Here is a 24,925-nt window from a genome sequence, read left to right on the forward strand (position 1 = left end):
CCTTTCGCTCTCCATCCCGAGCCGCCACCGCTATTCAAGCTTAAGCGTATAATACTGATTTCGGTTAGACCTGTCCCCAGTCACCCGAATATAATAAGTGTTCGGAGACAACGCGACTTCTCCGCTGATCGATTTCTGTTCGTTCCCGTTGTTCCATTTCTGTAGGGTTTGCAGCTTCTTATCCCGCAATTCAACGCTCATTCCCATCGGCGACGGAATGTTGGATACGCCGAGCTTTACTGTCGTTTTCTTCGTCAGCGTAAATCGGTACCAGTCCTGGTCGCCTATCGTCTGAATCAGGCCGTTGTAGCCTTTGCCGAAGGAAATAGGCGTTGCGGAGAGCGCGGTGTCGTTCGGCTCGTATAAATCCTCTTTCTCGGTAATATATTCCATTGCCGCGACATATGTCCCGATTACCGCTTCCGGATTTGAAGAAACCGCATTGGAAATTCTAAAATAATACTTGCCCGCTTTAGCGTTGTTGACGACGCCGTACTCGATGCCCCCGTCGCCGCGCTCGTCGACCAGAATCATTTTTCCTCCGGCCGGGTGAATGCGCAGCTCCGGATCGATTCTCGTCGTGTCCGGCGTGATCGTCAGCTTAAGCGTCCCCGGCTTGGGCAGCGTGACGACAAACCAATCGACGTCCCCCCGGCGATGGAACGTTCCCGTCCATTGCTGGTTGCGAGCCGGCAGCACTGCGGCGGAAGCCGACGTATCGTTCGGCTCGCTGGCGTCGGGGTTCATGGAGAAGCCGGATACGAGACGATACGGAATCGTCGATCCTCTTGCATGGTCCGGCATCTGCGTGAGCAGCCAGTTGCGGCCCTTCTTCACCGGCCACTGCGCCAGCACGCCCTCCGGAGTCGTCTTCTCCGGCGGAATCGCTTTGCCGTCGGAGCCGTACAGCGAGAATTTGCCATTGTCGCCGGACAGGCTGAACACGCCGTCATACATCGCCTCGAAAACGAACCAGTCCGCTTCCGACCTTCCTTCCCATACTCCGGCCACCTCCGCCCCGAGCGGAAACTCGCTCGCGCGGGCTCGCGAGTTGTTCGACTCCCGCCAATCGAGCGTGTCGTCAGCGAGCAGCGCCTTCGTCGCCGACACTAGCCCGTATCCGGTATTTGGAGCCCAGGGACGAAGCACGTTTAACGGTGTTGCCGATCTGCGCAGCGTCTCGCGTATGCGAAGCGGCTTCCAATCCGGATGGGCGGCCTTCAGCATCGCCGCTACTACGGCGATCTGCGGAGCGCCCATAGACGTGCCCTCCATCTCGATGCCCCCGCCGCCGATCGCCATCGTCTGTACCCGCCACGGGGCCCCAATGTCGTTCTCCGGTCCGGCGGTCGACGACGAGACAGCCCGATTACCTTCGATGCCGACGACGGAGAGGACGCTTGGATAAGCGGCCGGGTACTGAACGGCGGCCGCCTCTCCGAAGATGGCTGCATCGTTGCCGCTGGCGGCAATGAGCAGCACGCCCTGGCTTTCCGCATAAGCGACCGCATCCCGCAGAGTGAGCGCATCCCTCCTGAGACCCAGGGAAAGCACGATAATGTCGGCTCCTTGGTTTACCGCTAGACGGATGCCCTGCGTCAGCTTCTCCTCGTTGCCCGCGCCGAATTCGTCGAGCGCCTTGACGGGCAGCAGCTTGCCCTTCCAACGGCCCCGCCCCGGCGAGAACTCCCCGACTCTGGCCGCCGTCGCGATCACCCCTGCGACCGCCGTCCCATGCCCGTTGTCGTCCTGGGCGGATTTGCGGCTGTCGATCAGATTGATGCCCGGCAGCAGATAGGGCTTGAGCTCCGGGTGTTGATAATCGATCCCCGTATCAATAATCGCGATCGTCGACGTGACATCGCGATCCAGCAGCGCCCAAGCCTCCGAGATGCCGATCGTTTTGATAAACTCAGGATCAGGCGCAATGAGAGCCGGCGCGTTCCGGATAACATCCGTTCCGATCGCTTGGGTATGTACGTTCGACTGCGCCTTCGTGACTTTTGTATCCGAGATCGGAGAAACGAACACGACAGAACCGCATAGGAGAGCGGACAGAGCCGTCAGCGCGATCCGTCTGCCCGTTCCGAGCGAACGTGCTCCCGCGCCGTAGCGATTGCCTTTTCTGACCATCGCAGCATCCCCACCTTCCGCAACGGTTGCGTTTCCTTATTATTGTATCAGGCCCGATTGACATATTTCTGATATCGTTTACTCTTTCGATTTTTGACGACCAATTCCCTGCTTTTTGCGAAAAAATCGGGACTAAGGTCGCAATTTGTCATTCTATTAGGAAAAAGCCGCCGGAACGGATGCGTTCCGGCGGCTTGACGGGATTCAGCCTGCTAGCCTCTTGGAATTAAAAAGTCGACCTGAATCGAGAACAAGCCGTCGATCCAGTTGAGAATCGGCACGGGCAGGAACCCGAGCGCGAGCGTCGCGACCGCGCAGATCCAGATCGTGATCGCGGCCGGTCCCGTCAGCTTGATGCCCGAATCCGTTTCTCCGCTTCTCATGTACATCTGCCGGATCAGCGTGAAGTAGACCGCATACGAGACGACCGTCGTCACGAGCAGAATGGCCGCCAGCCAGTACGTCTTCGTCTGGATCGTGCCGAACAGAATAAACAGCTTGCCGAAAAATCCGCCAGTCACCGGCAGCCCTGCCAGCGAGCAGAGCAGCACGGTCATCGCCGCCGCCGTCCACGGAGCCCGGTGGTACAGTCCCGCGAAGCCGGACACCGTCTCGTTGCCGGTCTCCCGGGTCACGAGCAGCAGCACGGAGAAGGCCCCGATATTCATGAAGGCGTAGGCGATCAAGTAATAGACGAACTCCGAGAACATCGACGTATGCAGCTCCGCAAACCCGAGAGCGAGCGGAGTCAGCAGAATGCCGGCATTCGCCACACCGGACAGAGCCAGCAGCCTCTTGACGTTGCGCTGGCGAAGCGCTCCCGCCGTGCCGACGATCATCGCGGCGGCAGCCAGCACGCTCAGGCCGAGGAATACGTCCTGCTGAAGATAAGATTCGCTCGCCGGAACGAAATACGCCGAATTCATAAAAATGCGATACAGCATCGCAAACGCCGCGCCCTTGGCCACGACGGCCAGGAACGCCGTCACCGGCGTCGGCGCCCCTTGATAGACGTCCGGCGACCACGCATGGAACGGAGCCAGCGCCAGCTTAACCGCGAAGCCCGCAATCATCAGGAAAAAGCTGACGTAGAGCAGCATTTCGGCGTTCTGCAGCGCGAAGCCGAGTCCCTCCCGGATTTCGACGACGTTGGTCGAACCCGTCACACCGTACAGGAAGGACATGCCGTACAAGATGAAAGCCGAAGCCGTGCCTCCGACGACGAAGTATTTGAACGCCGCCTCGCCGGACAATCGATTCCTTTTCCGCACGCCCACCAGAATGTAGGAGGTAATGCTGAGAAGCTCCAGGCCGACGAACAGCGTAATCAAGTCTCCGGACGAGGCCATGACCATCGCGCCCAGCGCCGCCGGAAGCACAAGAGAATACATCTCTCCTTTGATCGGGACGTCTTCGTCCTTCACCGCTCCAAGCGATGAGAAGACGATAAAAGCGGACGCCCCGAGGAACATGAGCTTCAAGACATTCCCAAAGTCGTCGATGCGATAGCTTCCGGCCAGCAGCTGAACGGCTCCCGATTCGCCGCCGTTCGTCTCGTTCATCAGCAGAACGACGAACACGCCCGATACGAGCAAGCCGACCAGCGTCAGCCAGCCGATTACGTTCTGGTTGACCCTCCGGGGAAGAATCAGATCCAGCAAAGTCAGAACGACGGCAAACCCGGTCAAGATCAGTTCGGGGGTCACGTACCACAAATCGCTCCACGTTAAAGCGAGCTTCGTTTCCATGTTATCCCCCCACCCTCGTCTGTAATTGTTCCAGCAGCCCGCCGAAGCCGTTCTGCATCAGATCCGTCAGCAGCGAAGGATAGACGCCCAGCAGAACGATCAGCGCCGACAGAGCGACCATCGGCAGCGCTTCGACAAAGCGGGCGTCCTTCAGCCCGCTATATTTCTCCGGCATTTCTCCGTAGGTGATGGAGAGAACGCTGCGCAGCACATAGATCGCGGCGAACAGAATGCCCAGCACGCCGACCGCCGTCAACGCCTTCATCGATCCGAACAGCCCCAGGAACGAGAGAAATTCGCCAACGAAGCCCGACAGTCCCGGCAGTCCGAGAGAGGCGAGTCCCGCAAGCAGCAGAATGCCGGACATGAACGGCATCGCTTTGGCGAGTCCCCCCAGCTCGCCCAGCTCCGTCGTCCCCGTGCGCTCGTAGATGCTGCCTACGACCAGGAAGAGCAGCGCGGAGATCAAGCCGTGAGACACCGATTGGAAGATCGCGCCCTGCAGGCCGACCTCTCCCAGCGAGGCGATGCCCAGCAGCACGATGCCCATATGGCTAATGCTCGAGTAGGCGAGAACCAGCTTGAATTCGGTCTGCACACAGGCGAGAATCGCCCCGTACAAAATGTTCACGACGCCGAGAACGGCGAACACCGTCGTCCACGAATGCGCCTGCTCGGGAAACAGATGCAGAGCGAAGCGAATCAATCCGTAGACGCCCATCTTCAGCAAAATGCCCGAGTGGATCATGACGACCGCAGGAGGCGCTTCGGTATGGACCTTCAGCATCCACGTATGGAACGGGAAGATCGGCACCTTGATTCCGAAGGCGACCAGCAGCAGCAGGAACGCCGCCCAGCGCATGTTTTCCGACAGGAACCAGCCGTAGTACTTCATCTGCTCCGTATCGGTATTCGCGAACGCGTTCGCGTCTCCCAGGTTGTTCAGCAGAGTATCGTAGTTGCCGGAAAACGTCCAGTTCATCCCGTCGACGGAGCTGAAGCCGAGCGTAGCGACAAGAAGAAGGAACGCCAGCAGCATAGCCGCCGAACCCAAGCCGTTATAGACGAGAAAACGGGTCGCCGCCTTCTCCCGGCCGTAGTACCCCCAGATGCCGATCAGGAAGAACATCGGGATTAGCGTCACTTCGAAGAAGATAAAGAACAAGACCAGATCCCGGGCCAGGAAAACGCCGTAAATGCCCGTTAAAAGCAGCAGGAACAAGGCATAATAAGTTTTCCGGCGCTTGCGGATATGAACGGACGCGAGCGCCGACATCGTCGAGACGATGCTTGTCAGCAGCAGCAGCGGCATGGAGATGCCGTCCACCGACAGATGATATTCGAAGCTTAGCTTCAGCGATGCGATTCCTCCGCCAAGTCCCTCGATGTTCAGCGGAATCGCCAACCAGGTTAGCCGTTCCTCGAAGGCCCCTCCGCCTGCGGCCGGCTGGTAAGACGCATACAGCCACAGGGTCAGGAGAAGCGGGATAACCGTAAAAGCGATCGCCGTCCCTCGCAGCCAGTTTCCTCTGCCTCCGGGCAGCAAGAGCACGAGGAACGCGCCGACCAGCGGCGCAAACGTAATCAGGGAAAGAATCGGCAGGTTCTCCGGCATTACCAGAACCTCCTTCCGGCAATCGCGAGCATAAGTACGACGATGCCGATGACAGCGGTCAGAGCGTAAGCTTGAACCTGCCCGCTCTGCAGCCTCGTATTCAGCCGGCCGACCCCGGCTACCGCATAGCCGGACAGCCGGACCAGGCCGTCGACGACGTGCTCGTCGAACAGCTCGAGCAGCCTGCCGAGCCCGTGCAGCGGTTTAACGAACGCCGCTTGATAAAGCTCGTCGATATAATATTTTCGTTCCAGCACGCGAACGAGACCGGGAACGCGAGACGAGACCGCGTCTCTGCGAATCGTGCCCTTGGCGTACATCAGCCAGCCGATGTAAAGGCCCAGAAGGCCGACCGCCGCCGATACGATCATCACCAGAGCGCTGACGTGATGCTCCGCGTCCGTTCCGAGCAGCCAGCCGCCCAGCCAGCCGCTGAAGGGCGTCTCCACGAAGCCGGCGATGACGGCCAGAACCGCTAGCGCGATCAGCGGAATCTTCATAACCGAAGGAGATTCATTGGCCGCTTGCCCCTCTCTCGGCTTGCCCGCGAAGACGAGGAAGAACAGCCTTGCCATGTACAGAGCGGTGAAGAACGCCGCGACCAGTCCGACGACGAACAGAAGCGGCTGCCGCTCCAGGGCGGCGGTCAGGATCGCGTCCTTGGACCAATAGCCGGATAGCGGCGGAATGCCCGACAGCGCCAACGCTCCGATGCCGAACGTCCATGCGGTGATCTTCATCTTGCCGCCCAGGCCGCCCATCTCCCGGATGTCCTGCGTATGTACGCTATGGATAACGCTGCCCGCTCCGAGAAACAGCAGCGCCTTGAAGAAGGCGTGCGTGAACAGATGGAACATCGCTCCCGTGACGGAGCCGACGCCCAGCGCCAGCATCATGTAGCCCAACTGGCTGACCGTGGAGAAGGCCAGAATCCGCTTGATATCGTTCTGCGCCGCAGCGATCGTCGCCGCGAAGATCGCCGTGAACGCGCCGACGATCGCGACCGTATTCATCGCAACCTGCGACGCCTCGAAAATATCGAACGTCCGCGCCACCAGAAACACGCCGGCCGCGACCATCGTCGCCGCGTGGATCAAGGCGCTGATCGGCGTCGGCCCTTCCATCGCATCCGGCAGCCAGACGTGCAGCGGGAACTGCCCGGACTTGCCGACGGCTCCAAGGAAGATCAGCAGCGCGATCAATGTCGTTATGCCGGTGGAGATGACGCCGCCCTGCGTGTCGAACACGTTATGCAGCGACGTAAAGTCCAGAGCGTGTCCCGGCATGTACCAGAACAGCAGCAGAATCGCGATCAGGAGGCCCAGGTCGCCGATCCTCGTGACGATAAAAGCTTTCTTGGCCGCTGCCCGCGCTTCCGGCTTCCGGTACCAGAATCCGATCAGCAGGAAGGAGCAGACCCCGACGAGCTCCCAGAAAATATAGAAGGTGAGAAGATTGTCGGAGAGCACCAGACCCAGCATAGAGCCAGTGAACAAAGCGACATAGGCGTAGAAGGTCGAGATTCTGTCGTCTTCCTTCATATATCCCTGCGAGTACAGATTGACCAGGAACGCCACCAGCGTGACGACGACCAGCATCAGCGTGGACAGGTTCGTCACCTCGAAGCCGGCCGTCAGCTTCACGCTGCCGATCTCGATCCATTCGAATGACTGGCTGAACTCCGGAGCATTGCCCGATACTCTCTCTACGGCGAGGCACGCGGCGAACGCCAGCGAGACGAGAGACGCGATCGTGCCGATCCAGGCCCCCGCTCTTCTTAACGCCTTGCCGGCCGCCGTCAGAATAAGAAACGCTGCGATCGGAAACAACGGAATGAGCCAGGCGTATTCGGTAAAGAAGGTGTTCATGAAGTTACCTCCTCAACTCGTCGAATTCGTCCACGTTCACCGTAACCCGGCTGCGATAGAAGACGATCAGGATCGCAATGCCGACCGCGGCCTCCGCCGCCGCGACCGAGATAGTGAACAGGGAGAAGATTTGCCCCGTCAGCGACGGGAGCGCTCCGTATTTGGAGAAAGCGATCAGGTTGAGGTTCGCGGCGTTAAGCATCAGCTCGATCGAGATCAGCACGATGATCGCGTTGCGCTTCGTCAGCACCCCGTACAGCCCGATGCAGAACAAGACCGCCGCCAGCGTCAAGTAGGAGGACAGCATGCTCATTCCTCCCCCTCCTCTCTTTTCGCCAGAGCGATCGCTCCGATGAAGGCAACCGTCAGCAGAACGGAGGTCAGCTCGAACGGTATCGCGTATTTCGTGAACAGCAGAAGTCCGATTTCTTGCGTATTATTTTCCGCGAGAGCGGCCGGCTCGGCCGGAAAGCTCGAGTTGCGAATCGAGAAGAACAGAATGCCGAACAGGCTGATGCAGCCGACCGCCGCCAGCGTCTCCAGCAGCGGCCTCGGCGGCTCCCGCCCTTCTCCGTCGTGCTTCGTCATCATAATGCCGAAGATCATCAGAATCGTAATCGCGCCGACGTACAGAAGCACTTGAACGAAGGCGAGAAACTCCGCTTCCAGCACGACGTACAGTCCGGCCAGGGAAATGAAGGTGAAAGCGACCGACAGCGTCGTATGCACGACCTTCGTAAAATTGATGGCTAGCACCGCTCCGACGATCGCGCATACGGACAGGAGGAAAAAGGCGACGAATTCCCCCGTGAGCTCGATGTTAAAGTTGAACACCGTTTACTTGGCGCCTCCTTTCGGAGAGCCGATGTTGTTGTTGTCCAGCCGAATGTTCTTATTGTTGTCGAACAGCCACTGTTTGTCCTTGAACAGTTCGTCCCGGCTGTAAGCCGCCAGCTCGAAATTGTTCGTCATGACGATCGCCTCGGTCGGACAAACCTCCGTGCACAGATCGCAGAGGATGCAAATCTCGAAGTTGACGTCGAACGTGTCGATGACCTTCCCTTTCTTCTCCGGATCCGGGTTGGGCTTGCCCGACAGCGTGATGCAGTCGGTCGGACAGATGCGCGCGCACTGGTTGCACACGATGCATTTGTCGGGTTCGAAGTACTGAATTCCGCGAAACCTCTCCGGCATCTGGATCGGGATGTCGGGATACGCGTACGTCACCTTCTTTGTCCCCATCGTTTTCAGGGTCACGCCTAGTCCTTTGAGCATGCCTTTCATGGCGACCGCCCTCCTATCCCATCAATTCTAAACCGATTGCCGTCAAGAAAACATTAAGAATCGCCAGCGGCAGCAGCACCTTCCACGCCATTCCCATCAGTTGGTCGACGCGAAGCCGGGGGAACGTCGCCCGCAGCCAGAACAGGAAGAAGACGATAAAGGCAAACTTCAGGAAAAACCAGACCAGCTCCGGTATAAAATCAAGCTGCGGCAACGGCGCGTTCCAGCCCCCGAGAAACAAAATCGTCGTCAGGCAGGCGATGGCGTACACATAGATGTATTCCGACAGCATGAAAAACGCGAAGCGGAATCCGCTGTATTCGACGTGATAACCGGCGACCAGCTCGGATTCCGCCTCCGGCAGGTCGAACGGCGTGCGGTTCAGCTCGGATACCGCCGCGATGATGAAGATGCCGAAGCCGAGAATTTGCGGCAGGAAGTTCCAATGCCAGAAATATCCGCTCTGCGCCAGCACGATCTCCCGAAGATTCAGACTGCCGGTCATCATGACGACGCCTACGACCGACATGACGAGCGGAACCTCGTAGCTGATCATCTGCGCGGCCGACCGCATGCCCCCGAGCAGAGAATACTTGTTATTGGACGCCCAGCCGGCGATGACGATCGCGATCGTCGTAATTCCGGACAGCGCGATGTAATAGAGGAAGCCCACGTTCAGATCGGCAAACTGCAAATTCATCGAGTAAGGTATAAAAGCCAGCACCAGAAACGAAGGAATGAAGGCAAGCACCGGCGCCAGGATGAACAATCCCCGGTCGGCCTTGCGCGGAATCGTATCCTCCTTCAGCAGCAGCTTGGCGACGTCGGCCACCGTCTGCAGCAGTCCGAGCGGCCCCGTGCGGTTCGGTCCTTTGCGATACTGCATCCAGCCGATGACCTTGCGCTCGAAGTAGATCGCGTACGTGACGAACACGATCACGACTGCCAGCACGCCGATTCCCCCCGCGACGAAGATCGCCGCGTTGCCCCAGCTCAAGGGCTCATCCCAGAAGCGTTGCATCAGCAGTCAACCTCCCCAAGCACGATATCGATCCCGCCGAGAATCGTCACGAGGTTCGTCATGCTCTCGCCGACGAGCAGCTTGGGCAGGATTTGCAGATTAACGAACGACGGCCTGCGAAATTTGAGCCGATACGGCTCCGCCTTGCCTTTGGATACGATGTGGCAGCCGATCTCCCCGCGAGGCGACTCGATGCGGACATAGATCTCGCCGGCCGGAGGCCGGATGACGCGGGGAACCTTCCCCATCGTCTCTCCCTCGCCCGGAAATTGCTCCAGCGCCTGCTCCAGAATGCGCAGACTCTGCTCGATCTCCGCGACGCGAATTTGGTAGCGGTCGTAGCAATCTCCGTTCTTGCCGACCGGCACGTCGAACTGGAAACGGTCGTACAGACTGTACGGCTCCGCCTTGCGCAGATCCCATTGTACGCCCGTGCACCTCAGATTCGCTCCGGACAAGCCGTAGCTGATGGCCGTCTCGGCGTCGTATCGGCCGATCCCCTTCACCCGCGACAGGAAAATCTCGTTGCCGCTGACCAGATTGTGATATTCGTCCAGACGGTAGTGCATATCCTTGACGAACGTCTTGACGCGGTCGATCCAGCCTTCGGGCGCGTCCCATTTTACCCCGCCGACCCGCATATAATTGTAGGTCAGCCTGGCGCCGCACAGTTCATTGAACAGCCCCAGTACGCGCTCCCGGTCGCTGAACGCGTACAGGAACGGACTAAGGGCTCCGATGTCCAGCAAATAAGTTCCCCACCAGACGAGATGGCTGGCGACCCGCTGAAGCTCCATGACGATCAGGCGCAGAAACTCCGCCCGTTCCGGTATTTCCAGTCCCATCATCTTCTCTACCGCATGACAGAGAACGTAGTTGTTCGTCATCGCCGAGACGTAGTCCATCCGGTCGGTGTAAGGAACGATTTGCGTGAAGTTCAAGTTCTCCGCCAGTTTCTCCGTACCGCGATGCAGATACCCCATCACAGGGGTGGCTTCCGTGATGATTTCCCCGTCCAGCTTGACGATGATCCGAAACACGCCGTGCGTGCTCGGATGCTGAGGACCAACGTTAAGCAGCAGCTCTTCAGTACGAATCACGTAATCTTACACCTCCGGGTCCAGCGGAACGTAGTCTTTGCGAAGCGGATGTCCGACCCAGTCGTCGGGCATCATGATGCGTCTAAGATCCGGATGGCCCGGGAAGTCGACGCCCAGCAGATCGTAGATCTCTCTTTCGTTCCAGTTCGCCGTCTCCCAGACGGGAGTGACGGAAGCGACCGAAGGATGCTCGCGGTCCGCGCGGACCTTCACGCAATAGCCTTCGCGAGCGTTCATATTCCAAGGATAATAGACGACTTCCATATAAGTCTCGTAATCTACTCCGGATACGTTGCGCAAATAGTTGCAAGCGAGCTCCGCGTGGTCGCGGAACAGCCTCGCCGCTTGCGCCCACCGCTCGTTTTTGACGACCAGCGTCGGCAGATGATCGTTCGCTTCGTTGATATAAGCTTCCTCCACCGCGTCGTCCGCGATCAGCTCGCGCAGCAGCGCCGCAACCCGATCGAGCCGGGGCTGGTTCGGCGACGGGGGCTTGGGCGGCTCTTCGGCTCCCGAGCCTTCTCCGTCGCCCGCCGCTTTGGCGGGAGCGCCTCCTTGCGAAGCTTGAGCGGCTTGCGCCGCAGCCTGAGCCGCTGCCGCCTTGGCCGCTTCGCGCGCTTCCAGCGCGGCTTTGCGCCTGGCCGCCTTCTCCTCGTCCGTCTCCTTCCGGCGAGGCGGCGGCGCTTCTCCCTCGCCTGCCGCCGCCGGAGGAGCCGGGGTCGCCGGCTCGGCCGCTTTCTCTGCCGCTGGCTCCGCCGGCTTCTCGGGCGGCGCGGACGCGGCCGGCTGCGGCGCTGCCTGCGACGCCTCTTCCGCCGCCGATTCAGCCTGAGGGGCCTCTGCTAAAGCCGCCGACTCTTGCTGCTCCAACTGGGCCGTCGAGTGCTCTTGCGAATCGGGAGGCTTCGTCCCCTCGGCCGCCGGCATATTCGGATCAGGAGCTTCGTCCCGCTTATTCTCCTCGCTCATTGGCCGACCACCTGCTTCCCGGTTTTCGCCTCGTAGCGAATTTTCGCCTGCAGCTTGTTAATCCCGTAGATCAGTGCGGCGGGATTCGGCGGGCAGCCGGGGATATAGACGTCGACGGGAACGATCTGGTCCACGCCCTTCACGACCGAGTAGGACTTTACGTAAGGCCCGCCCGCTGTCGCGCAAGATCCCATCGCGATGACCCATTTGGGCTCGGGCATCTGATCGTATAGGCGCTTGAGCAGCGGCGCCATTTTCTTGGTCACCGTGCCCGAGACGATCATGACGTCGGCCTGCCGGGGCGACGTCCGGAACATAACGCCAAAGCGGTCCAGATCGTAATGCGCACCGCCCGCGGCCATCATCTCGATTGCGCAGCATGCCAAACCGAAGGTCAGCGGCCACAGCGAATTGCTGCGCGCCCACCCCTTCAACTGTTCAATGGTGCCAAAGAAAACGTTGCGCTCCACTTCCTTCCGGTCCTCCGGGGATACGTTCGCTAAATCGAGTTCCATTTGAACACCTTCTTTCTCCATGCATACACAAGGCCGACGAGCAGCAAGCCCGCGAAAATCAGCATCTCGACTAACGCAAATAGACCAAGCTTATTGTAAGCTACGGCCCAAGGGTACAAAAATACGGTTTCTACATCGAATACGACAAACATAAGCGCGTACAAATAATACCGGACGTTAAAGCGGATCTGGCTGTCTCCTACAGGCTCGTTGCCGCTCTCGTAGGTGGTCATCTTCTCTTCGGTAGGCTTTCGGGGCCTAAGGACGGAGCCGAGCCACAATACGAAAATCGGAAACAAAATACCTAGAGCGAGGAAGACGGTAACAATGACGTATGAGTTGATATAATTGTCCACTGCAACGCCTCCGCAAACGGTAAATTTACCCCATAATTATAACAAATGCTCCCAATCAAGTCCATGGAAAAAGCGTTTTCATTGGTAACGGACGGAAATCGTCGACCGTTCGAGCGCCGCTAGAAAACGCACTTTTCGGATGTAGAATGACGGGAATGGGGCGTCAGCCAACGGTCTCTCTACAGTCATCTATATGCTCTTCCCGTCCCTCCTAGTCGTCCGATTCGCGCTCCAAAGCCGGGCGACCTCGCCCCGTACGTCCAAGCCGAGGCAAAAACCGCCAAGCGTTCGCCGGGCGGTTCTCCTGTTGTTTTTCGTGTTAGGCCAGCGTCGATCTCAGCATCCAGACCTGCTTTTGAAGCTCCTCCACCTGCCCGGTCAGCATATCCGAAGTCGCCGTATCCTCGGCAGATTCCGCGATTGCCGCCGAGTCTTTCAGACCCTGGATCAGTTCCTTCAGATCCTCAATCGTCGCTGTAAGCATATCGTTCTCGCTTCTTGCTTTGTCCGCTTCCTTGATCGTGGCGTGCGTCAAAAACTCCTTCATCGTCGACACCGGGCTGCCCTCGATCGAGAGTATTCTCTCCGCCAGCTCATCCAGCTTGACAGCGGCCATCTCGTAAAGCTCCTCAAACTTGGCATGAAGCACCGGAAAATGCGGCCCCTTCACATACCAGTGATAATGGTGAAGCTTAATATACAGCACCGCCCAATTCGACAGCTGAACGTTCAACGAATCCGTTAACGTGCTCATTCCAGCTCCTCCTTCTTCAGACTTTTCCTGCCTGCCTATAATGTACCCCTCCTTGTCAAAAAGAATCAGTGAGATCAGTCACTGGGGCGCGTGCTTATCCCATTCGCTCGGAATCGGCGCCGCCTTCCCTCCTTTCGCCATAATCCCGTTCGCTCAGAATCCACGCCGCCTTCCCATCCTGTCGCCATATCCCGTTCGCTCAGAATCAACCGCCGCCTTCCCCTCCTGTCGCCATAATCCCGTTCGCTCAGAGTCCACGCTGCCTTCCCATCCTGTCTCCATAATCCCGTTCGCTCAGAATCCACGCTGCCTTCCCCTCCTGTCGCCATATCCCGTTCGCTCAGAATCAACCGCCGCCTTCCCCTCCTGTCGCCATAATCCCGTTCGCTCAGAGTCTACGCTGCCTTCCCTCCTGTCGCCATATCCCGTTCGCTCAGAATCAACCGCCGCCTTCCCCTCCTGTCGCCATAATCCCGTTCGCTCAGAGTCTACGCTGCCTTCCCTCCTGTCGCCATAATCTCGTTCGCTCAGAGTCCACGCCGCCTTCCCATCCTGTCTCCATAATCCCGTTCGCTCAGAGTCCACGCCGCCTTCCCATCCTGTCTCCATAATCCCGTTCGCTCAGAGTCCACGCCGCCTTCCCATCCTGTCTCCATAATCCCGTTCGCTCAGGTTCACCCATACTCCCCCCCAATGTTGTCAGATCAAGCTGTTGTCGTATGCGATCGACGGCGAGCATCCCCCCTTCAACGTCTAACGGTTGCAGTGGCGCTTAATCAATCGTTTTCTCGAAAAACAAAAAGCTAACGGTTGCCACAGCGCTTATTTGGGGGGTATCGAGCGAAACGGCGCGTGTTCAGGTAAAATAGCGGCGATTGCAACCGTTAAAATCTCTATATTGCGAAAACGGCACGATTAGCGTCGCTGGCAACCGTTACGTTAGCTGTGTGGCGTGTGTTGGCCCGAGTGAGAGTGTGTTGGCGTAGGTTGGATCGAGTTGACGTGGGCTGGCGTGGATTGGTGGGCTAGCGCGGGTTGGTATGAGCTATACAGATTTCCATGAGCGACGAGGATACGAGCAGCATGCAGACTTCCATGAACGATGGGGATACGAGCAGCATACAGACGTCCATGAGCGATGGGGATACGAGCTGCATGCAGACGTCCATGAGCGACGGGGATACGAGCAGCATGCAGACTTCCATGAGCGACGGGGATACGAGCAGCATGCAGACCGTCCATGAGCGATGGGGATACGAGCAGCATACAGATTTCCATGAGCGACGGGGATACGAGCAGCATACAGACGTCCATGAGCGACGGGGATACGAGCAGCATACAGACGTCCATGAGCGACGGGGATACGAGCAGCATACAGACGTCCATGAGCGACGGGGATACGAGCAGCATGCAGACTTCCATGAGCGACGGGGATACGAGCTGCATGCAGACGTCCATGAGCGACGGGGATACGAGCAGCATACAGACTTCCATGAGCGATGGGGATATGAGCAACGCGCAGGCGTCCATGAGCGATGGGGATACCGAGCAAGCGCACCGCCTCGTTCCGCGGCTGAACTAGAGACGGGCCGCGCTTCCGCCCAAAGCAAAACAAGCCGTCCGGAGGAGATAGAATCTCCAGCCGAACGGCTTGCGAACGAATCGAATCTTCTTATTGCTTCTCGACCGCTTCCAGCCGAGCCATAGCCCGCTGCAGCGCCATTTCGGCGCGCACGGCGTTGATCTCCGCCTGCTTCTGCGCCAGACGGCGCTCTGCGCGCTCCTTGGCAAGACGGGCGCGGGAGACGTCGATATCCGCGCCAAGCTCCGCGGCATCGGCCAGAATGACGACCTTGTCTTTACGCACTTCCATGAATCCGCCATGAACGGCAATCGTCTCGCTCGAATTGCCGATCTTGACTTTCACCGGAGCCACTTTCAGCGGCGTAACCAGAGGAATATGGTTCGGCAGAACGCCAAGCTCTCCGTCCACGCCTCTGGCGACGACCATATTCACGTCTTTCTCGTAAACCTTGCGCTCCGGAGTGACGATCTCCAACCTTAAGGTACTCATATCGATCCCTCCAAACCGGCCGCCGGATTACACCTCAGCAGCAAGCTTCTTCGCTTTCTCGACCGCTTCCTCGATGACGCCGACGTTGTGGAAAGCCGGCTCCGGAAGATGGTCGTACTTCCCTTCGAGGATTTCCTTGAAGCTGCGGATCGTTTCTTTGATCGGAGCATAGACGCCCGGAATGCCGTTGAACGCCTCTGCGACGTGCAGCGGTTGGGACAGGAACAATTGCACGCGGCGAGCGCGGTGCACGACTTGCTTGTCTTCGTCGGACAGCTCGTCCATCCCGAGGATGGCGATAATGTCTTGAAGCTCCTTGTAGCGCTGCAGCAGCTTCTTCACGCCCTGTGCCACGTTGTAGTGCTCTTCGCCAACGATTTCCGGAGCGAGAATCCGGGAGGAAGACGCCAGCGGATCAACCGCCGGGAAGATCCCCATCGCGGCAATGTTACGCTCCAGGTTCGTAGTGGCGTCCAAGTGAGCGAACGCCGTAGCCGGAGCCGGGTCCGTATAGTCGTCCGCCGGAACGTAGATCGCTTGGATCGACGTGACGGAGCCTTTTTTCGTAGAGGTGATCCGCTCTTGCAGTTGACCCATCTCGGTAGCCAGCGTCGGTTGGTAACCAACCGCGGAAGGCATACGGCCGAGGAGGGCGGATACTTCCGAGCCCGCTTGGGTAAAGCGGAAAATGTTGTCGACGAACAGAAGAACGTCGCGGCCCTCTTGATCGCGGAAATATTCCGCCATCGTCAGACCCGTCAGGGCAACGCGCATACGCGCGCCCGGAGGCTCGTTCATCTGGCCGAACACCATCGCCAGCTTCGCGATAACGCCGGATTCCGTCATCTCGTGGTACAGGTCGTTCCCTTCCCGGGTACGCTCCCCTACGCCCGCGAATACGGAGATCCCGCCGTGCTCGGATGCGATGTTATGAATCAGCTCCTGCATGAGAACCGTCTTGCCGACGCCCGCGCCGCCGAACAGACCGATCTTTCCGCCCTTGGTGTAAGGAGCCAGCAGGTCGACGACCTTGATGCCCGTCTCGAGCATTTCCGTCTGGGTCGTCAGTTCTTCGAACGACGGAGCCGGACGGTGAATCGGATTCGTGCTCGTGCGGTCGACCGTTCCTTGTCCGTCGATCGGGTCGCCCAGTACGTTGAATACCCGGCCCAGCGTCGCCGGTCCGACCGGGATCGTAATCGGAACGCCCAGATCTACAGCTTCCATCCCTCTGACCAACCCGTCCGTAGAAGACATGGCCACTGTCCGGACGAGGTTGTCGCCGAGGTGCGTCGCCACTTCAACCGTCAGGTTGACTTCGACGCCGCTATCGGTTTTTGCTTCGATTTTAATCGCATTGAGAATGTCAGGCAGGTGACCGTGGTCGAACTCGATGTCGACAACCGGCCCCAAGACCTGGACAACGCGTCCTTTGCTCATGGATTTACCTCCTAAAATGGTGCGATCAACGAGCTCCGCCCCTGGCGTCTGCGGTTGATCCGCACAAATGGTGCGATCAACGAGCGACGCCTCGGGCCACTGCGGTGATTGCCACTGTTGCTGCGATCAACGAGCCGCGCCTTCGGGCCCCGCGCTTGATCGTCACGGTCCAATTGAGTTCATGCCCTGGGGGCGGGAAACCAATCGTCACGAATGTTATTGCTGTGCGTTCGCTCCGGCAACGATCTCGGAGATTTCCTGCGTGATAGCCGCCTGACGGGCACGGTTGTAGTGCAGCGTCAGCTCCGCGATCATCTTCGTCGCATTTTTCGTCGCGTTGCCCATCGCCGTCATCCGAGCCCCGAATTCGCTGGCCTTGCCTTCCAGCACCGCGCTGAAGACCAGCGTCTCGGCGTACCTCGGCAGCAAGACGTTAAGCACCTCTTCGGCCGAAGGCTCGTATTCGTAGTCGTTATTGCTCTCGGACGAAGTCATGTCGCTGAGAGGCAGAAGCCGCTTAAGCGTCGGAATCTGGACGATCGCGTTGCGGAACTCGTTGTAAGCCAAGTACAGCTCGTCGTACGTTCCGGCTTCGAAGCCTGCGACCGCCTTTTCCGCAACCTCCTTGATGTCGGAGAACTTCGGCGAGTCGGACAACCCGGTCACCTGGTCCACCAGCGGAACTCCCCGGCGCGCGAAGAAATCGCGCCCCTTGCGCCCGATGGCGAAGACCGCATACTCCTCTGGAGATTGGTGGTTCTCCTTGATCGTCTGCAGCACTTTTCGCAAAATGTTGGCGTTGTAGCCTCCGGCAAGCCCGCGGTCGGACGTGATGACCAGGTAGGCGGTCCGCTTGATCGGACGGCTTTGGAGCATCGGGTGCTTGCTGCCTCCCGAAGCCGAGGCGATGCTGGAGACGACTTCCTTCAATTTATCCGTGTAGGGACGGGAGGAGACCGCTGCCTCTTGCGCTTTTCTAAGCTTGGAGGCCGCGACCAGTTCCATCGCCTTCGTGATTTGCTTCATGCTCTGCTTGCTTCGAATCGAGCGCTTGATTTCGCGCATCCCTTTAGCCAATCGTTTCACCACCTTATTGCCGGGACCGGCTGAGGCCGGTCCGGCCAAAGCTTAATGTGTGTTGCTCGCCGTCGCCCGGCTTATTCCGATACGCTAAAGCTCTTCTTGAATGCCGCGATCGTGTCGATCAGAGCTTGATCGGTCTCCGCCGTCAAGTCCTTCGTATCGCGGATCGACTGGAAGATCTCCGAACGGTTCGCGTCGACATAATTCAGGAATTCCGCCTCGAAGCGGCGAACGTCCTGCACCGGAATCGAATCCAGGTGGCCCTTGGTCACCAAGTAGAGCGACACGACTTGACGCTCGACCGGAAGCGGCTGGTTAACGCCTTGCTTCAGAATTTCAAGCGTGCGGACCCCGCGGTCCAGACGCGATTTCGTAACTTTGTCGAGATCGGAGCCGAACTGCGCGAAAGCCGCCAGCTCGCGGTATTGGGCAAGGTCGGTCTTCAGCGTGCCCGCTACCTTCTTCATCGCTTTGATCTGCGCGGAGCTTCCGACCCGGGATACGGAGATCCCGACGTTAACCGCCGGACGCTGACCGGAGTAGAACAGATCGGATTCCAGGAAAATTTGACCGTCCGTAATGGAAATAACGTTGGTCGGGATATAAGCGGAAACGTCGCCTGCTTGCGTCTCGATAAATGGCAGCGCGGTAATCGAGCCGCCGCCTTTCTCGTCGCTCAGCTTGGCTGCGCGCTCGAGGAGACGGGAGTGCAGATAGAAGACGTCGCCCGGATAAGCTTCGCGGCCCGGAGGACGGCGAAGCAAGAGGGAAAGTTCGCGGTAAGCCGCGGCTTGCTTGGTCAGATCGTCATATACGATCAGAACGTGCTTGCCGTTGTACATGAACTCCTCGGCCATCGATACGCCCGTGTACGGCGCCAGATACAGCAGTGGAGCAGGCTCGGAGGCGTTCGCCGTCACGACGATCGTATAATCGAGAGCGTCGTGCCTGCGCAGCGTTTCGACCAGGCTGCGGACGGTCGATTGCTTCTGACCGATCGCCACGTAGATACAAATAACGCCGTTGCCTTTTTGGTTCACGATCGTGTCGACCGCGATCGTCGTTTTCCCCGTTTGGCGGTCGCCGATGATGAGCTCCCGCTGGCCGCGGCCGATCGGGATCATCGCGTCGATCGCTTTGATGCCAGTCTGCATCGGCTCGTGAACGGATTTCCGGTCCATAACGCCCGGAGCCGGCGACTCGATCGGACGAGTCTTCGTCGTGTGGATAGGGCCGTTGCCGTCAACCGGCTGTCCCAGCGAGTTCACGACGCGTCCGAGCAGCTCTTCGCCGACCGGAACCTGCATGATGCGGCCCGTTCTTTTGACTTGGTCGCCCTCGCGGATGGTCGTATAAGGACCCATGATGACGACGCCGACATTGTCTTCCTCGAGGTTGAGGGCCATGCCGACAATGCCGCCTTCGAATTCGAGCAATTCCCCTGCCATACACTTCTCCAAGCCGTGTACGCGAGCGATTCCGTCTCCGACCTGGATCACGGTGCCCACGTCGACGACTTGAATATCGGATTGGTATTGCTCGATCTGTTTCTTAATCAGAGTGCTGATTTCTTCGGGCCTAATACTCAATTCGTTCACCCCTGTCTCCATTGCTTACAAATGGGAAATGGTATTGTTTATTTCATTAAATCGCTGCCGTTTGCAGCGTTTTGTCCAGACGTTCGAGTTTGCCTCTGAGGCTTCCGTCGTACAGCGTATCGCCGATCCGAACGGTAAGGCCTCCAAGCAGTTGGGGATTCACGCTATTGGTGATCCGTACCTTCTTGCCCAGCAGAGCTCCGAATTTCTCGGCGAGCTTCGTCTGCTCCTCCTGGCTGAGCGGCGCAGGCGAAGTCACGTGCGCGTCTGCGCGGCCGAGCGCTTCTCCGGCCACCTGCAGATACGCGGTCAAAATCGCCGTAAGACTGCCTTCGCGCCCCCGCTCGACGAGCAGGCCGACCGTGTTCATGACGATCGGGGAGACGTCGGCCGCGAAAGCTTGGAACAATACTTGCTTTTTCTTCTCGAGCGTAATGTTGGGAGCCGCGAGAAAAGCGCGAACTTCGGCATTTCCCTCGATGACGTCGACGATCAGCTTCAGCTGCGTCTCGGTCTCGGCCACAAGCCCCTTTTGTTCTGCCGCCTGAAACAGCGCTTTCGCATAGCGCTTGGCGACTACCGTGCCGCGGCTCATGATTTATTCCCTACATTCTGCAGGTATTGATCGACAAGCTCCTTCTGGGATTGCTCGTCGACTTGTTTCTCGATAATCTTGGAAGCGATCAGGACGGACAAGCCGCTGACCTGCGCTTTGAGCGAGGCGACCGCCTTGTTCTTCTCGACCTCGATTTCTTGAAGCGCCGCTTCCTTAAGGCGCTCGGACTCGCTGCGAGCGGTCTGAACGATGTCGTCCGCTTGCTTGGAGCTGGTGATTCTCGCTTGCTCGATAATATCGTAGGCTTCCTTGCGCGCCTGCTGCAGAGCTTGCTTCTGTTCTTCTATGAATTGATCGGCCTCGGCGCGATTTTTCTCGGCGCTGTTCAGTTGCTCCTTAATCATCTCGCGGCGCTTCTCCATGATGCTGAACAACGGACCGAATGCATACTTATTGAGAAGCACGTACAGAATGCCGAACGCGATGATCGCGAATACGAACGATTCCCATTTGAAATCCATAGTTGCACTCCTTTCCGTAATCTGTCCCTACCTGATTAAACAACGATGGCGTGGAGGGCTTTGGCCTTCCCCGCCATGCTGGTTTGTACGATTCGATTAGGCGCTGAAGAAAGCCAAGAAGCCGATAACGACGCCGATGATCGGCACGACTTCGACGATACCTACGCCGATGAACATCGTCGTTTGGAGCTTGCTTGCAGCGTCCGGCTGACGAGCGATGCCTTCAACCGTTTTGGAGACGATCATACCGTTACCGAAACCTGCGCCGATAGCGCCCAGTCCTACTGCGATTGCTGCTGCCAATACTTCCATTGTGTAAATCCTCCTCATTATTCGTGAAATAATAGTTTATCGACACCATTGGCTCGCTAGGCGGCCGGCATCATTAGTGCTCGTGTTCTTCGTGAATGACCGCCTGCGAGATGTAAACCATTGTCAAGATGGTGAACAGGAAAGCCTGAATCGCGCCGACGAATATACTGAAGCCTTGCCAGATGGCGAGGAACGGAATGCCGACCCAGCCGAGCATCAGAATCGTCGCGATCAGCACTTCGCCCGCAAAAATATTCGCGAATAGCCGGATTCCGAGCGTCAGCGGCTTCACCAACGTCTCGATAATATTAAGCGGGAAGAAGATCGGAAACGGCTTGAAGTAGTGTTCAACATAATGCTTGCGATTCAGCTTCATTCCCAGGAAGTGAATCAGGATGAACACGACGACAGCCAATCCGAACGTCACCGACAAGTCCGCCGTAGGCGACTTCCACCAAGCCAGATGGACGTGCCCGCCGTACTTGTCCAGCATTTCTTTCGTTACGCCGAGCGCCTCGTCGACATGATGGATCTCGGTGACGATCCCGAAGGGCAAGCCCAGGAGATTGGAAATAAAGATGAACATGATGAGAGTCAAGCCGAGCGAAACATAAGGTTTCACGCGATGAAGCGGCATCGTGCTGGCAATCGTCGACTGGACGAACTCCACGACCCATTCCATGAAGTTCTGCAGCTTGGACGGATTCTCCACCGACAAGTTGCGCACGGCGAGTCTAGCGAGCACGAACGTAATGATCGCAGAGACGATAATCGCAATAAAGGTCGAAAGATCGATGCGCAAGCCTGCGACCTCTAGCACGGGAAATTCATGCATGCTGTGATGTTCTCCTCCTTTCCCTCAGATTTAACGTCTGTTGTCTAGAAAAGCAACGAACAACGAAACGACAGGCATAAAGAAACAAGAGTACATGACGGAAGGGAGATGAAGGTACTCCGGAAAACGATACGCCGCCATCGCCGCGATCAGCACCGTGGCCAGACGACTGGCCAGCCCCATGCCCACTCTGCGCGGAGGATTCGGATTGTCCTTGAAAACGATTCCGATCCAGGCCACTCTTTTTCGCAGCAGGTAGGCGTTAATCATGCTTACGGCCACGCCAAGGGATACGCCCGCGGTGTAGATCCGCCATTCCGGCAGAACGGCCCACAACATGATGCAGAGCGACAGAAACAGCAAGGTTACGCGCGACGCTTTCCTTAGAATATCATCCATCTTTATTCTCCAGAGCTCTCTTGACGATGAGGACCGCAATCAGAAGTCCGATGCCCAGACCCACGAAAACGCCCGCCAACTTCCAGCCGGAAGAGGTCGGGCCGATCCAACCGCCAATCAAGTAACCCGAGACTGTGCAAAGTCCCACTTCGAAACCGAGCGCTCCGACGAGAGCCAACGTTCGCCAAGGGTTGTCCTCATTGTTCATCTTTATCATCTTGTGTACCTCTGTCGACCTTCATACATTTTATCGAAGACAAAGAAGGTTTGTCAATTCGCAGAAAATCAAAAATTATGTGAACGTTCAAGTTAAAAACCTTGTAAATACGCGGTTTGTTGGCAGCGCCAACCATACAGTTCAACTGTATGCTGTACAGATTGCGGCCATTCCGCGGAAACCGGGTTTTATCGGCCGAACGGATCGGGTCTTTCGCCGCGTCCGAAATGGTGCAAAATGGATCGCACGATCCGCACCGAAGCCCTTCCGTCTCCGTAAGGATTGGAAGCTTCGCTCATCCGCCTGTACAGCTCGGCGTCGCTCAGCAGCGCCTTCGTCCGCCGATAGACGTTCTCTTCGTCCGTTCCGACCAGCTCCAGCGTCCCCGCCTCGATGCCTTCCGGCCGCTCGGTCGTATCCCGCAGCACCAGCGTCGGCACGCCGAACGACGGCGCTTCCTCCTGTATGCCTCCGGAATCGGTCAAGATCAGATGCGTGCGCGCATAGAAGTTGTTCATCTCGACGACGTCCAGAGGGTCGATCAGCCGAATTCTCGGATGGCCGCCGAGAATGTCCCGGGCCGGCTCGAGCACGGCCGGATTCGGATGCACCGGATAGGCGATCGCGACATCCTCGAACTCGTCGGCAATCCGCTTCACCGCTCTGAAAATTTGCCGGTGCGGCTCTCCGAGCGACTCGCGGCGATGCGCCGTCATCAGAATCAATCTCTTGCCCGCCGACCAGTCCAGAACCGGGTGGGCGAAGTCGGGCTTCACCGTATATTGGAACACGTCGGTCGCCGTGTTGCCGGTGACGTAGATCGCTTCCTCGTTTTTGTTCTCCTTGATCAGGTTGCCCGCCGACCAGCCGGTCGGGGCAAAATGCAGATCGGCCAGCACGCCGGTCAGCTGCCGGTTCATCTCCTCCGGATAAGGAGACAGCTTGTTCCACGTCCTCAGCCCGGCTTCCACGTGGCCGACCTTGATCTGCTGAAGGAAGGATGCGTAGCTGGCCAGGAACGTCGTCAAGGTGTCCCCGTGGACGAGCACGATATCCGGCTTCGCTTCCTTGAGCACCGGCTCCAGTCCTTGCAGAACGCGGATCGTAATCTCGTTCAGCGTCTGGCTGGCCTGCATGACGTCGAGGTCGTAGTCGGGCTTGATCCCGAACACCTCCAGCACCTGATCCAGCATCTGACGGTGCTGGGCGGTGACGCAGACGACCGACTCGATCTGCTCCGGATACTTTTGCAGCTCCAGAATCAGCGGCGCCATCTTGATCGCTTCCGGCCTAACGCCGAATATGGTCATGACTTTGATTTTTCCGTTCACTTCCCGCTCCCCCTCCGGTTGCCTTTACTTGGTGCCGTACAGGCGATCCCCGGCGTCGCCGAGGCCCGGAACGATGTAGCCGTGGTCGTTCAGCTTCTCGTCCAGCGCCGCCAAATAAATATCGATATCCGGATGCTTCTCCTGAACGGCCTTCACACCCTCCGGAGCCGCGATCAGGCACATCAGCTTCGTCGGACGGCAGTCCCGCGCCTTCAGCATGTCGATCGCGGCGTTCGCCGAGCCGCCCGTGGCCAGCATCGGATCGATCACGATCAGCTCCCGCTCCTTCACGTCGGACGGCAGGCTGCAGTAATATTCCACCGGCTGCAGCGTCTCGTGATCGCGATACAGGCCGATATGGCCGACCTTGGCGGACGGAATGATCTTCAGCACGCCGTCGACCATGCCCAGCCCCGCTCGCAAGATCGGGATGAGCCCCATCATACGGCCGGCGATCACTTTCCCTTCCGCAGCCTGAACCGGCGTCTCGACCCGCACGGTGGACAGAGGAACGTCCCTCGTCAGCTCGTAAGCCATCAGCATGGCCACCTCGTCGACCAGTTCTCGAAATTGCTTCGTATTTGTCATTTTGTCGCGGATGAAGGTAATCTTGTGTTGGATCAACGGATGATCGCAAATGACGAGTCGTCCCATATGTTCTACCCTTTCTTCGACGGCTTCCGCAAGCGCGCCCCGGCGCTCCGGTCCGTCCTCCCTATGTAGCTTGCCCGTTCATTATATCATTGTCTCCGAACGGGTGCATAACATCCTTCCCGCTTAGTGCGGTTTTCGTCGAAAAACATAGGCGTCCCTCTCGCCGGGCATCCGCATAGCATAGGAGCAAAGACCTGTAGGAGGAATGCCTGTGCCAACCCGATCCGCCACCCGCAGCCCGGCTCTGCTGTACAAGGCCGACAACGAGTGGTGCGAACAGCTGCGGAGAACCCGCCGGAAGCTCGCCGGCGTCTGCGGCCAATGCATGAACCGCAAAGTTCGCGTGGAGACGATCGACGGACATACGTACGAAGGCGTGGTCGTCGGGTCGGACAATACCTATCTGCACCTGATGACCGGAGACGCGCGCTTCTTCGGGCCGTACGCTTCGAACGCGATTATCACGCTGGTGCTGTTCGAGCTGCTCGTCATTACGCTGCTGATCTGAGCGGTTAAAGCCAAAGGCCCTTCGGCGAGTTATC

Annotated in this window: 28 protein-coding genes; 2 read left to right on the forward strand and 26 right to left on the reverse strand. The window is 58.3% G+C overall.

What is annotated here, in order from left to right; genetic code table 11:
• Positions 1–30: 30 nt before the first annotated feature.
• The 14 genes from ACFO3S_RS15845 to ACFO3S_RS15910 all read right to left on the reverse strand — a co-directional run bounded on the left by ACFO3S_RS15845 (position 31) and on the right by ACFO3S_RS15910 (position 14,592).
• Positions 31–2,133 (reverse strand): S8 family serine peptidase, encoded by a 2,103-nt coding sequence (locus tag ACFO3S_RS15845; protein ID WP_378098069.1) that lies wholly within the window; start codon positions 2,131–2,133, stop codon positions 31–33.
• Between the two features lie 212 nt (positions 2,134–2,345).
• Positions 2,346–3,881, reverse strand: coding sequence for an NADH-quinone oxidoreductase subunit N (locus ACFO3S_RS15850; RefSeq protein WP_378098072.1), 1,536 nt, complete (start codon positions 3,879–3,881; stop codon positions 2,346–2,348).
• Between the two features lies 1 nt (position 3,882).
• The gene (locus tag ACFO3S_RS15855) at positions 3,883–5,496 is read right to left on the reverse strand and encodes a complex I subunit 4 family protein (protein WP_378098075.1); all 1,614 of its coding nucleotides are present in this window, start codon (positions 5,494–5,496) and stop codon (positions 3,883–3,885) included.
• The gene (nuoL, locus tag ACFO3S_RS15860) at positions 5,496–7,364 is read right to left on the reverse strand and encodes an NADH-quinone oxidoreductase subunit L (RefSeq protein WP_378098078.1); all 1,869 of its coding nucleotides are present in this window, start codon (positions 7,362–7,364) and stop codon (positions 5,496–5,498) included. Before nuoL ends, ACFO3S_RS15855 begins: the two co-directional genes overlap by 1 nt.
• Before the next feature lie 4 nt (positions 7,365–7,368).
• Complete coding sequence (gene nuoK / locus ACFO3S_RS15865; RefSeq protein ID WP_378098305.1) at positions 7,369–7,671, reverse strand: NADH-quinone oxidoreductase subunit NuoK; 303 nt, start codon at positions 7,669–7,671, stop codon at positions 7,369–7,371.
• Positions 7,672–7,673: 2 nt separating this feature from the next.
• Positions 7,674–8,198: an NADH-quinone oxidoreductase subunit J gene (locus ACFO3S_RS15870; protein WP_378098081.1), complete on the reverse strand. Its 525-nt coding sequence runs from the start codon at positions 8,196–8,198 to the stop codon at positions 7,674–7,676.
• A 3-nt stretch (positions 8,199–8,201) separates the two neighbouring features.
• The gene (gene nuoI / locus ACFO3S_RS15875; protein ID WP_378098084.1) at positions 8,202–8,648 is read right to left on the reverse strand and encodes an NADH-quinone oxidoreductase subunit NuoI; all 447 of its coding nucleotides are present in this window, start codon (positions 8,646–8,648) and stop codon (positions 8,202–8,204) included.
• A 13-nt stretch (positions 8,649–8,661) separates the two neighbouring features.
• Positions 8,662–9,669, reverse strand: a complete 1,008-nt coding sequence (gene nuoH / locus ACFO3S_RS15880; protein WP_378098087.1) for an NADH-quinone oxidoreductase subunit NuoH — start codon at positions 9,667–9,669, stop codon at positions 8,662–8,664.
• Positions 9,669–10,769, reverse strand: coding sequence for an NADH-quinone oxidoreductase subunit D (locus ACFO3S_RS15885; RefSeq protein ID WP_378098090.1), 1,101 nt, complete (start codon positions 10,767–10,769; stop codon positions 9,669–9,671). Before ACFO3S_RS15885 ends, nuoH begins: the two co-directional genes overlap by 1 nt.
• Before the next feature lie 6 nt (positions 10,770–10,775).
• Positions 10,776–11,738, reverse strand: a complete 963-nt coding sequence (locus tag ACFO3S_RS15890) for an NADH-quinone oxidoreductase subunit C (protein WP_378098092.1) — start codon at positions 11,736–11,738, stop codon at positions 10,776–10,778.
• The gene (locus ACFO3S_RS15895) at positions 11,735–12,253 is read right to left on the reverse strand and encodes a NuoB/complex I 20 kDa subunit family protein (RefSeq protein ID WP_378098095.1); all 519 of its coding nucleotides are present in this window, start codon (positions 12,251–12,253) and stop codon (positions 11,735–11,737) included. The genes ACFO3S_RS15890 and ACFO3S_RS15895 overlap by 4 nt, the downstream gene beginning before the upstream one ends.
• A complete protein-coding gene (locus tag ACFO3S_RS15900; RefSeq protein ID WP_378098098.1) occupies positions 12,238–12,609 on the reverse strand; it encodes an NADH-quinone oxidoreductase subunit A in 372 nt (123 codons plus the stop codon). The genes ACFO3S_RS15895 and ACFO3S_RS15900 overlap by 16 nt, the downstream gene beginning before the upstream one ends.
• 319 nt (positions 12,610–12,928) lie before the next feature.
• Complete coding sequence (locus ACFO3S_RS15905; RefSeq protein WP_378098101.1) at positions 12,929–13,363, reverse strand: Dps family protein; 435 nt, start codon at positions 13,361–13,363, stop codon at positions 12,929–12,931.
• A 1,025-nt stretch (positions 13,364–14,388) separates the two neighbouring features.
• Positions 14,389–14,592, reverse strand: a complete 204-nt coding sequence (locus ACFO3S_RS15910) for a hypothetical protein (protein ID WP_378098104.1) — start codon at positions 14,590–14,592, stop codon at positions 14,389–14,391.
• Positions 14,593–14,603: 11 nt separating this feature from the next.
• Between ACFO3S_RS15910 and ACFO3S_RS15915 the strand changes: the two genes are divergently transcribed.
• Entirely contained in the window at positions 14,604–14,945 is a 342-nt protein-coding gene (locus ACFO3S_RS15915) for a hypothetical protein (protein ID WP_378098107.1), read from the forward strand.
• A 90-nt stretch (positions 14,946–15,035) separates the two neighbouring features.
• Here the strand turns inward: ACFO3S_RS15915 and ACFO3S_RS15920 are convergent, their stop codons facing one another.
• From ACFO3S_RS15920 to upp, 12 genes are all read right to left on the reverse strand, one after another.
• On the reverse strand, positions 15,036–15,437 hold the full coding sequence (locus ACFO3S_RS15920; RefSeq protein WP_378098110.1) for a F0F1 ATP synthase subunit epsilon: 402 nt from the start codon (positions 15,435–15,437) through the stop codon (positions 15,036–15,038).
• 27 nt (positions 15,438–15,464) lie between these two features.
• Positions 15,465–16,877 carry a F0F1 ATP synthase subunit beta gene (atpD, locus tag ACFO3S_RS15925; protein WP_378098113.1) on the reverse strand — a complete coding sequence of 471 codons (1,413 nt, stop codon included), beginning with the start codon at positions 16,875–16,877 and terminating at the stop codon, positions 15,465–15,467.
• 216 nt (positions 16,878–17,093) lie between these two features.
• Complete coding sequence (atpG, locus tag ACFO3S_RS15930; RefSeq protein ID WP_378098116.1) at positions 17,094–17,954, reverse strand: ATP synthase F1 subunit gamma; 861 nt, start codon at positions 17,952–17,954, stop codon at positions 17,094–17,096.
• Between the two features lie 80 nt (positions 17,955–18,034).
• Positions 18,035–19,549: a F0F1 ATP synthase subunit alpha gene (gene atpA / locus ACFO3S_RS15935; RefSeq protein WP_378098119.1), complete on the reverse strand. Its 1,515-nt coding sequence runs from the start codon at positions 19,547–19,549 to the stop codon at positions 18,035–18,037.
• Between the two features lie 55 nt (positions 19,550–19,604).
• Positions 19,605–20,153 (reverse strand): F0F1 ATP synthase subunit delta, encoded by a 549-nt coding sequence (locus tag ACFO3S_RS15940; protein ID WP_378098122.1) that lies wholly within the window; start codon positions 20,151–20,153, stop codon positions 19,605–19,607.
• The gene (gene atpF, locus ACFO3S_RS15945; protein ID WP_378098125.1) at positions 20,150–20,635 is read right to left on the reverse strand and encodes a F0F1 ATP synthase subunit B; all 486 of its coding nucleotides are present in this window, start codon (positions 20,633–20,635) and stop codon (positions 20,150–20,152) included. Before atpF ends, ACFO3S_RS15940 begins: the two co-directional genes overlap by 4 nt.
• Before the next feature lie 96 nt (positions 20,636–20,731).
• Complete coding sequence (atpE, locus tag ACFO3S_RS15950) at positions 20,732–20,947, reverse strand: F0F1 ATP synthase subunit C (RefSeq protein WP_378098128.1); 216 nt, start codon at positions 20,945–20,947, stop codon at positions 20,732–20,734.
• A 73-nt stretch (positions 20,948–21,020) separates the two neighbouring features.
• A complete protein-coding gene (atpB, locus tag ACFO3S_RS15955; RefSeq protein WP_378098131.1) occupies positions 21,021–21,782 on the reverse strand; it encodes a F0F1 ATP synthase subunit A in 762 nt (253 codons plus the stop codon).
• Between the two features lie 30 nt (positions 21,783–21,812).
• Entirely contained in the window at positions 21,813–22,181 is a 369-nt protein-coding gene (locus tag ACFO3S_RS15960) for an ATP synthase subunit I (RefSeq protein ID WP_378098134.1), read from the reverse strand.
• Positions 22,174–22,398 carry a hypothetical protein gene (locus ACFO3S_RS15965; protein ID WP_378098137.1) on the reverse strand — a complete coding sequence of 75 codons (225 nt, stop codon included), beginning with the start codon at positions 22,396–22,398 and terminating at the stop codon, positions 22,174–22,176. The genes ACFO3S_RS15960 and ACFO3S_RS15965 overlap by 8 nt, the downstream gene beginning before the upstream one ends.
• A 188-nt stretch (positions 22,399–22,586) precedes the next feature.
• Positions 22,587–23,708 (reverse strand): non-hydrolyzing UDP-N-acetylglucosamine 2-epimerase, encoded by a 1,122-nt coding sequence (wecB, locus tag ACFO3S_RS15970; protein ID WP_378098308.1) that lies wholly within the window; start codon positions 23,706–23,708, stop codon positions 22,587–22,589.
• Between the two features lie 45 nt (positions 23,709–23,753).
• Positions 23,754–24,383: a uracil phosphoribosyltransferase gene (gene upp, locus ACFO3S_RS15975; protein ID WP_378098140.1), complete on the reverse strand. Its 630-nt coding sequence runs from the start codon at positions 24,381–24,383 to the stop codon at positions 23,754–23,756.
• 211 nt (positions 24,384–24,594) lie between these two features.
• Between upp and ACFO3S_RS15980 the strand changes: the two genes are divergently transcribed.
• Positions 24,595–24,891 carry an LSm family protein gene (locus ACFO3S_RS15980; protein ID WP_378098143.1) on the forward strand — a complete coding sequence of 99 codons (297 nt, stop codon included), beginning with the start codon at positions 24,595–24,597 and terminating at the stop codon, positions 24,889–24,891.
• The last annotated feature ends 34 nt before the right edge of the window (positions 24,892–24,925 follow it).

The organism is Cohnella hongkongensis (assembly GCF_042654645.1).
Classification (GTDB): domain Bacteria; phylum Bacillota; class Bacilli; order Paenibacillales; family Paenibacillaceae; genus Cohnella; species Cohnella hongkongensis.

What these genes read in the sequence shown, in the direction of transcription:
- ACFO3S_RS15845 (WP_378098069.1), bottom strand. Translation starts at nt 2,133, where the DNA reads ATGGTCAGAAAAGGCAATCGCTACGGCGCGGGAGCACGTTCGCTCGGA.
- ACFO3S_RS15850 (WP_378098072.1), bottom strand. Translation starts at nt 3,881, where the DNA reads ATGGAAACGAAGCTCGCTTTAACGTGGAGCGATTTGTGGTACGTGACC.
- ACFO3S_RS15855 (WP_378098075.1), bottom strand. Translation starts at nt 5,496, where the DNA reads ATGCCGGAGAACCTGCCGATTCTTTCCCTGATTACGTTTGCGCCGCTG.
- nuoL (WP_378098078.1), bottom strand. Translation starts at nt 7,364, where the DNA reads ATGAACACCTTCTTTACCGAATACGCCTGGCTCATTCCGTTGTTTCCG.
- nuoK (WP_378098305.1), bottom strand. Translation starts at nt 7,671, where the DNA reads ATGCTGTCCTCCTACTTGACGCTGGCGGCGGTCTTGTTCTGCATCGGG.
- nuoI (WP_378098084.1), bottom strand. Translation starts at nt 8,648, where the DNA reads ATGAAAGGCATGCTCAAAGGACTAGGCGTGACCCTGAAAACGATGGGG.
- nuoH (WP_378098087.1), bottom strand. Translation starts at nt 9,669, where the DNA reads ATGCAACGCTTCTGGGATGAGCCCTTGAGCTGGGGCAACGCGGCGATC.
- ACFO3S_RS15890 (WP_378098092.1), bottom strand. Translation starts at nt 11,738, where the DNA reads ATGAGCGAGGAGAATAAGCGGGACGAAGCTCCTGATCCGAATATGCCG.
- ACFO3S_RS15895 (WP_378098095.1), bottom strand. Translation starts at nt 12,253, where the DNA reads ATGGAACTCGATTTAGCGAACGTATCCCCGGAGGACCGGAAGGAAGTG.
- ACFO3S_RS15905 (WP_378098101.1), bottom strand. Translation starts at nt 13,363, where the DNA reads ATGAGCACGTTAACGGATTCGTTGAACGTTCAGCTGTCGAATTGGGCG.
- ACFO3S_RS15910 (WP_378098104.1), bottom strand. Translation starts at nt 14,592, where the DNA reads ATGCTGCTCGTATCCCCGTCGCTCATGGAAGTCTGCATGCTGCTCGTA.
- ACFO3S_RS15915 (WP_378098107.1), top strand. Translation starts at nt 14,604, where the DNA reads ATGAGCGATGGGGATACGAGCAGCATACAGATTTCCATGAGCGACGGG.
- ACFO3S_RS15920 (WP_378098110.1), bottom strand. Translation starts at nt 15,437, where the DNA reads ATGAGTACCTTAAGGTTGGAGATCGTCACTCCGGAGCGCAAGGTTTAC.
- atpD (WP_378098113.1), bottom strand. Translation starts at nt 16,877, where the DNA reads ATGAGCAAAGGACGCGTTGTCCAGGTCTTGGGGCCGGTTGTCGACATC.
- ACFO3S_RS15940 (WP_378098122.1), bottom strand. Translation starts at nt 20,153, where the DNA reads ATGAGCCGCGGCACGGTAGTCGCCAAGCGCTATGCGAAAGCGCTGTTT.
- atpF (WP_378098125.1), bottom strand. Translation starts at nt 20,635, where the DNA reads ATGGATTTCAAATGGGAATCGTTCGTATTCGCGATCATCGCGTTCGGC.
- atpE (WP_378098128.1), bottom strand. Translation starts at nt 20,947, where the DNA reads ATGGAAGTATTGGCAGCAGCAATCGCAGTAGGACTGGGCGCTATCGGC.
- atpB (WP_378098131.1), bottom strand. Translation starts at nt 21,782, where the DNA reads ATGCATGAATTTCCCGTGCTAGAGGTCGCAGGCTTGCGCATCGATCTT.
- ACFO3S_RS15960 (WP_378098134.1), bottom strand. Translation starts at nt 22,181, where the DNA reads ATGGATGATATTCTAAGGAAAGCGTCGCGCGTAACCTTGCTGTTTCTG.
- ACFO3S_RS15965 (WP_378098137.1), bottom strand. Translation starts at nt 22,398, where the DNA reads ATGATAAAGATGAACAATGAGGACAACCCTTGGCGAACGTTGGCTCTC.
- wecB (WP_378098308.1), bottom strand. Translation starts at nt 23,708, where the DNA reads ATGACCATATTCGGCGTTAGGCCGGAAGCGATCAAGATGGCGCCGCTG.
- upp (WP_378098140.1), bottom strand. Translation starts at nt 24,383, where the DNA reads ATGGGACGACTCGTCATTTGCGATCATCCGTTGATCCAACACAAGATT.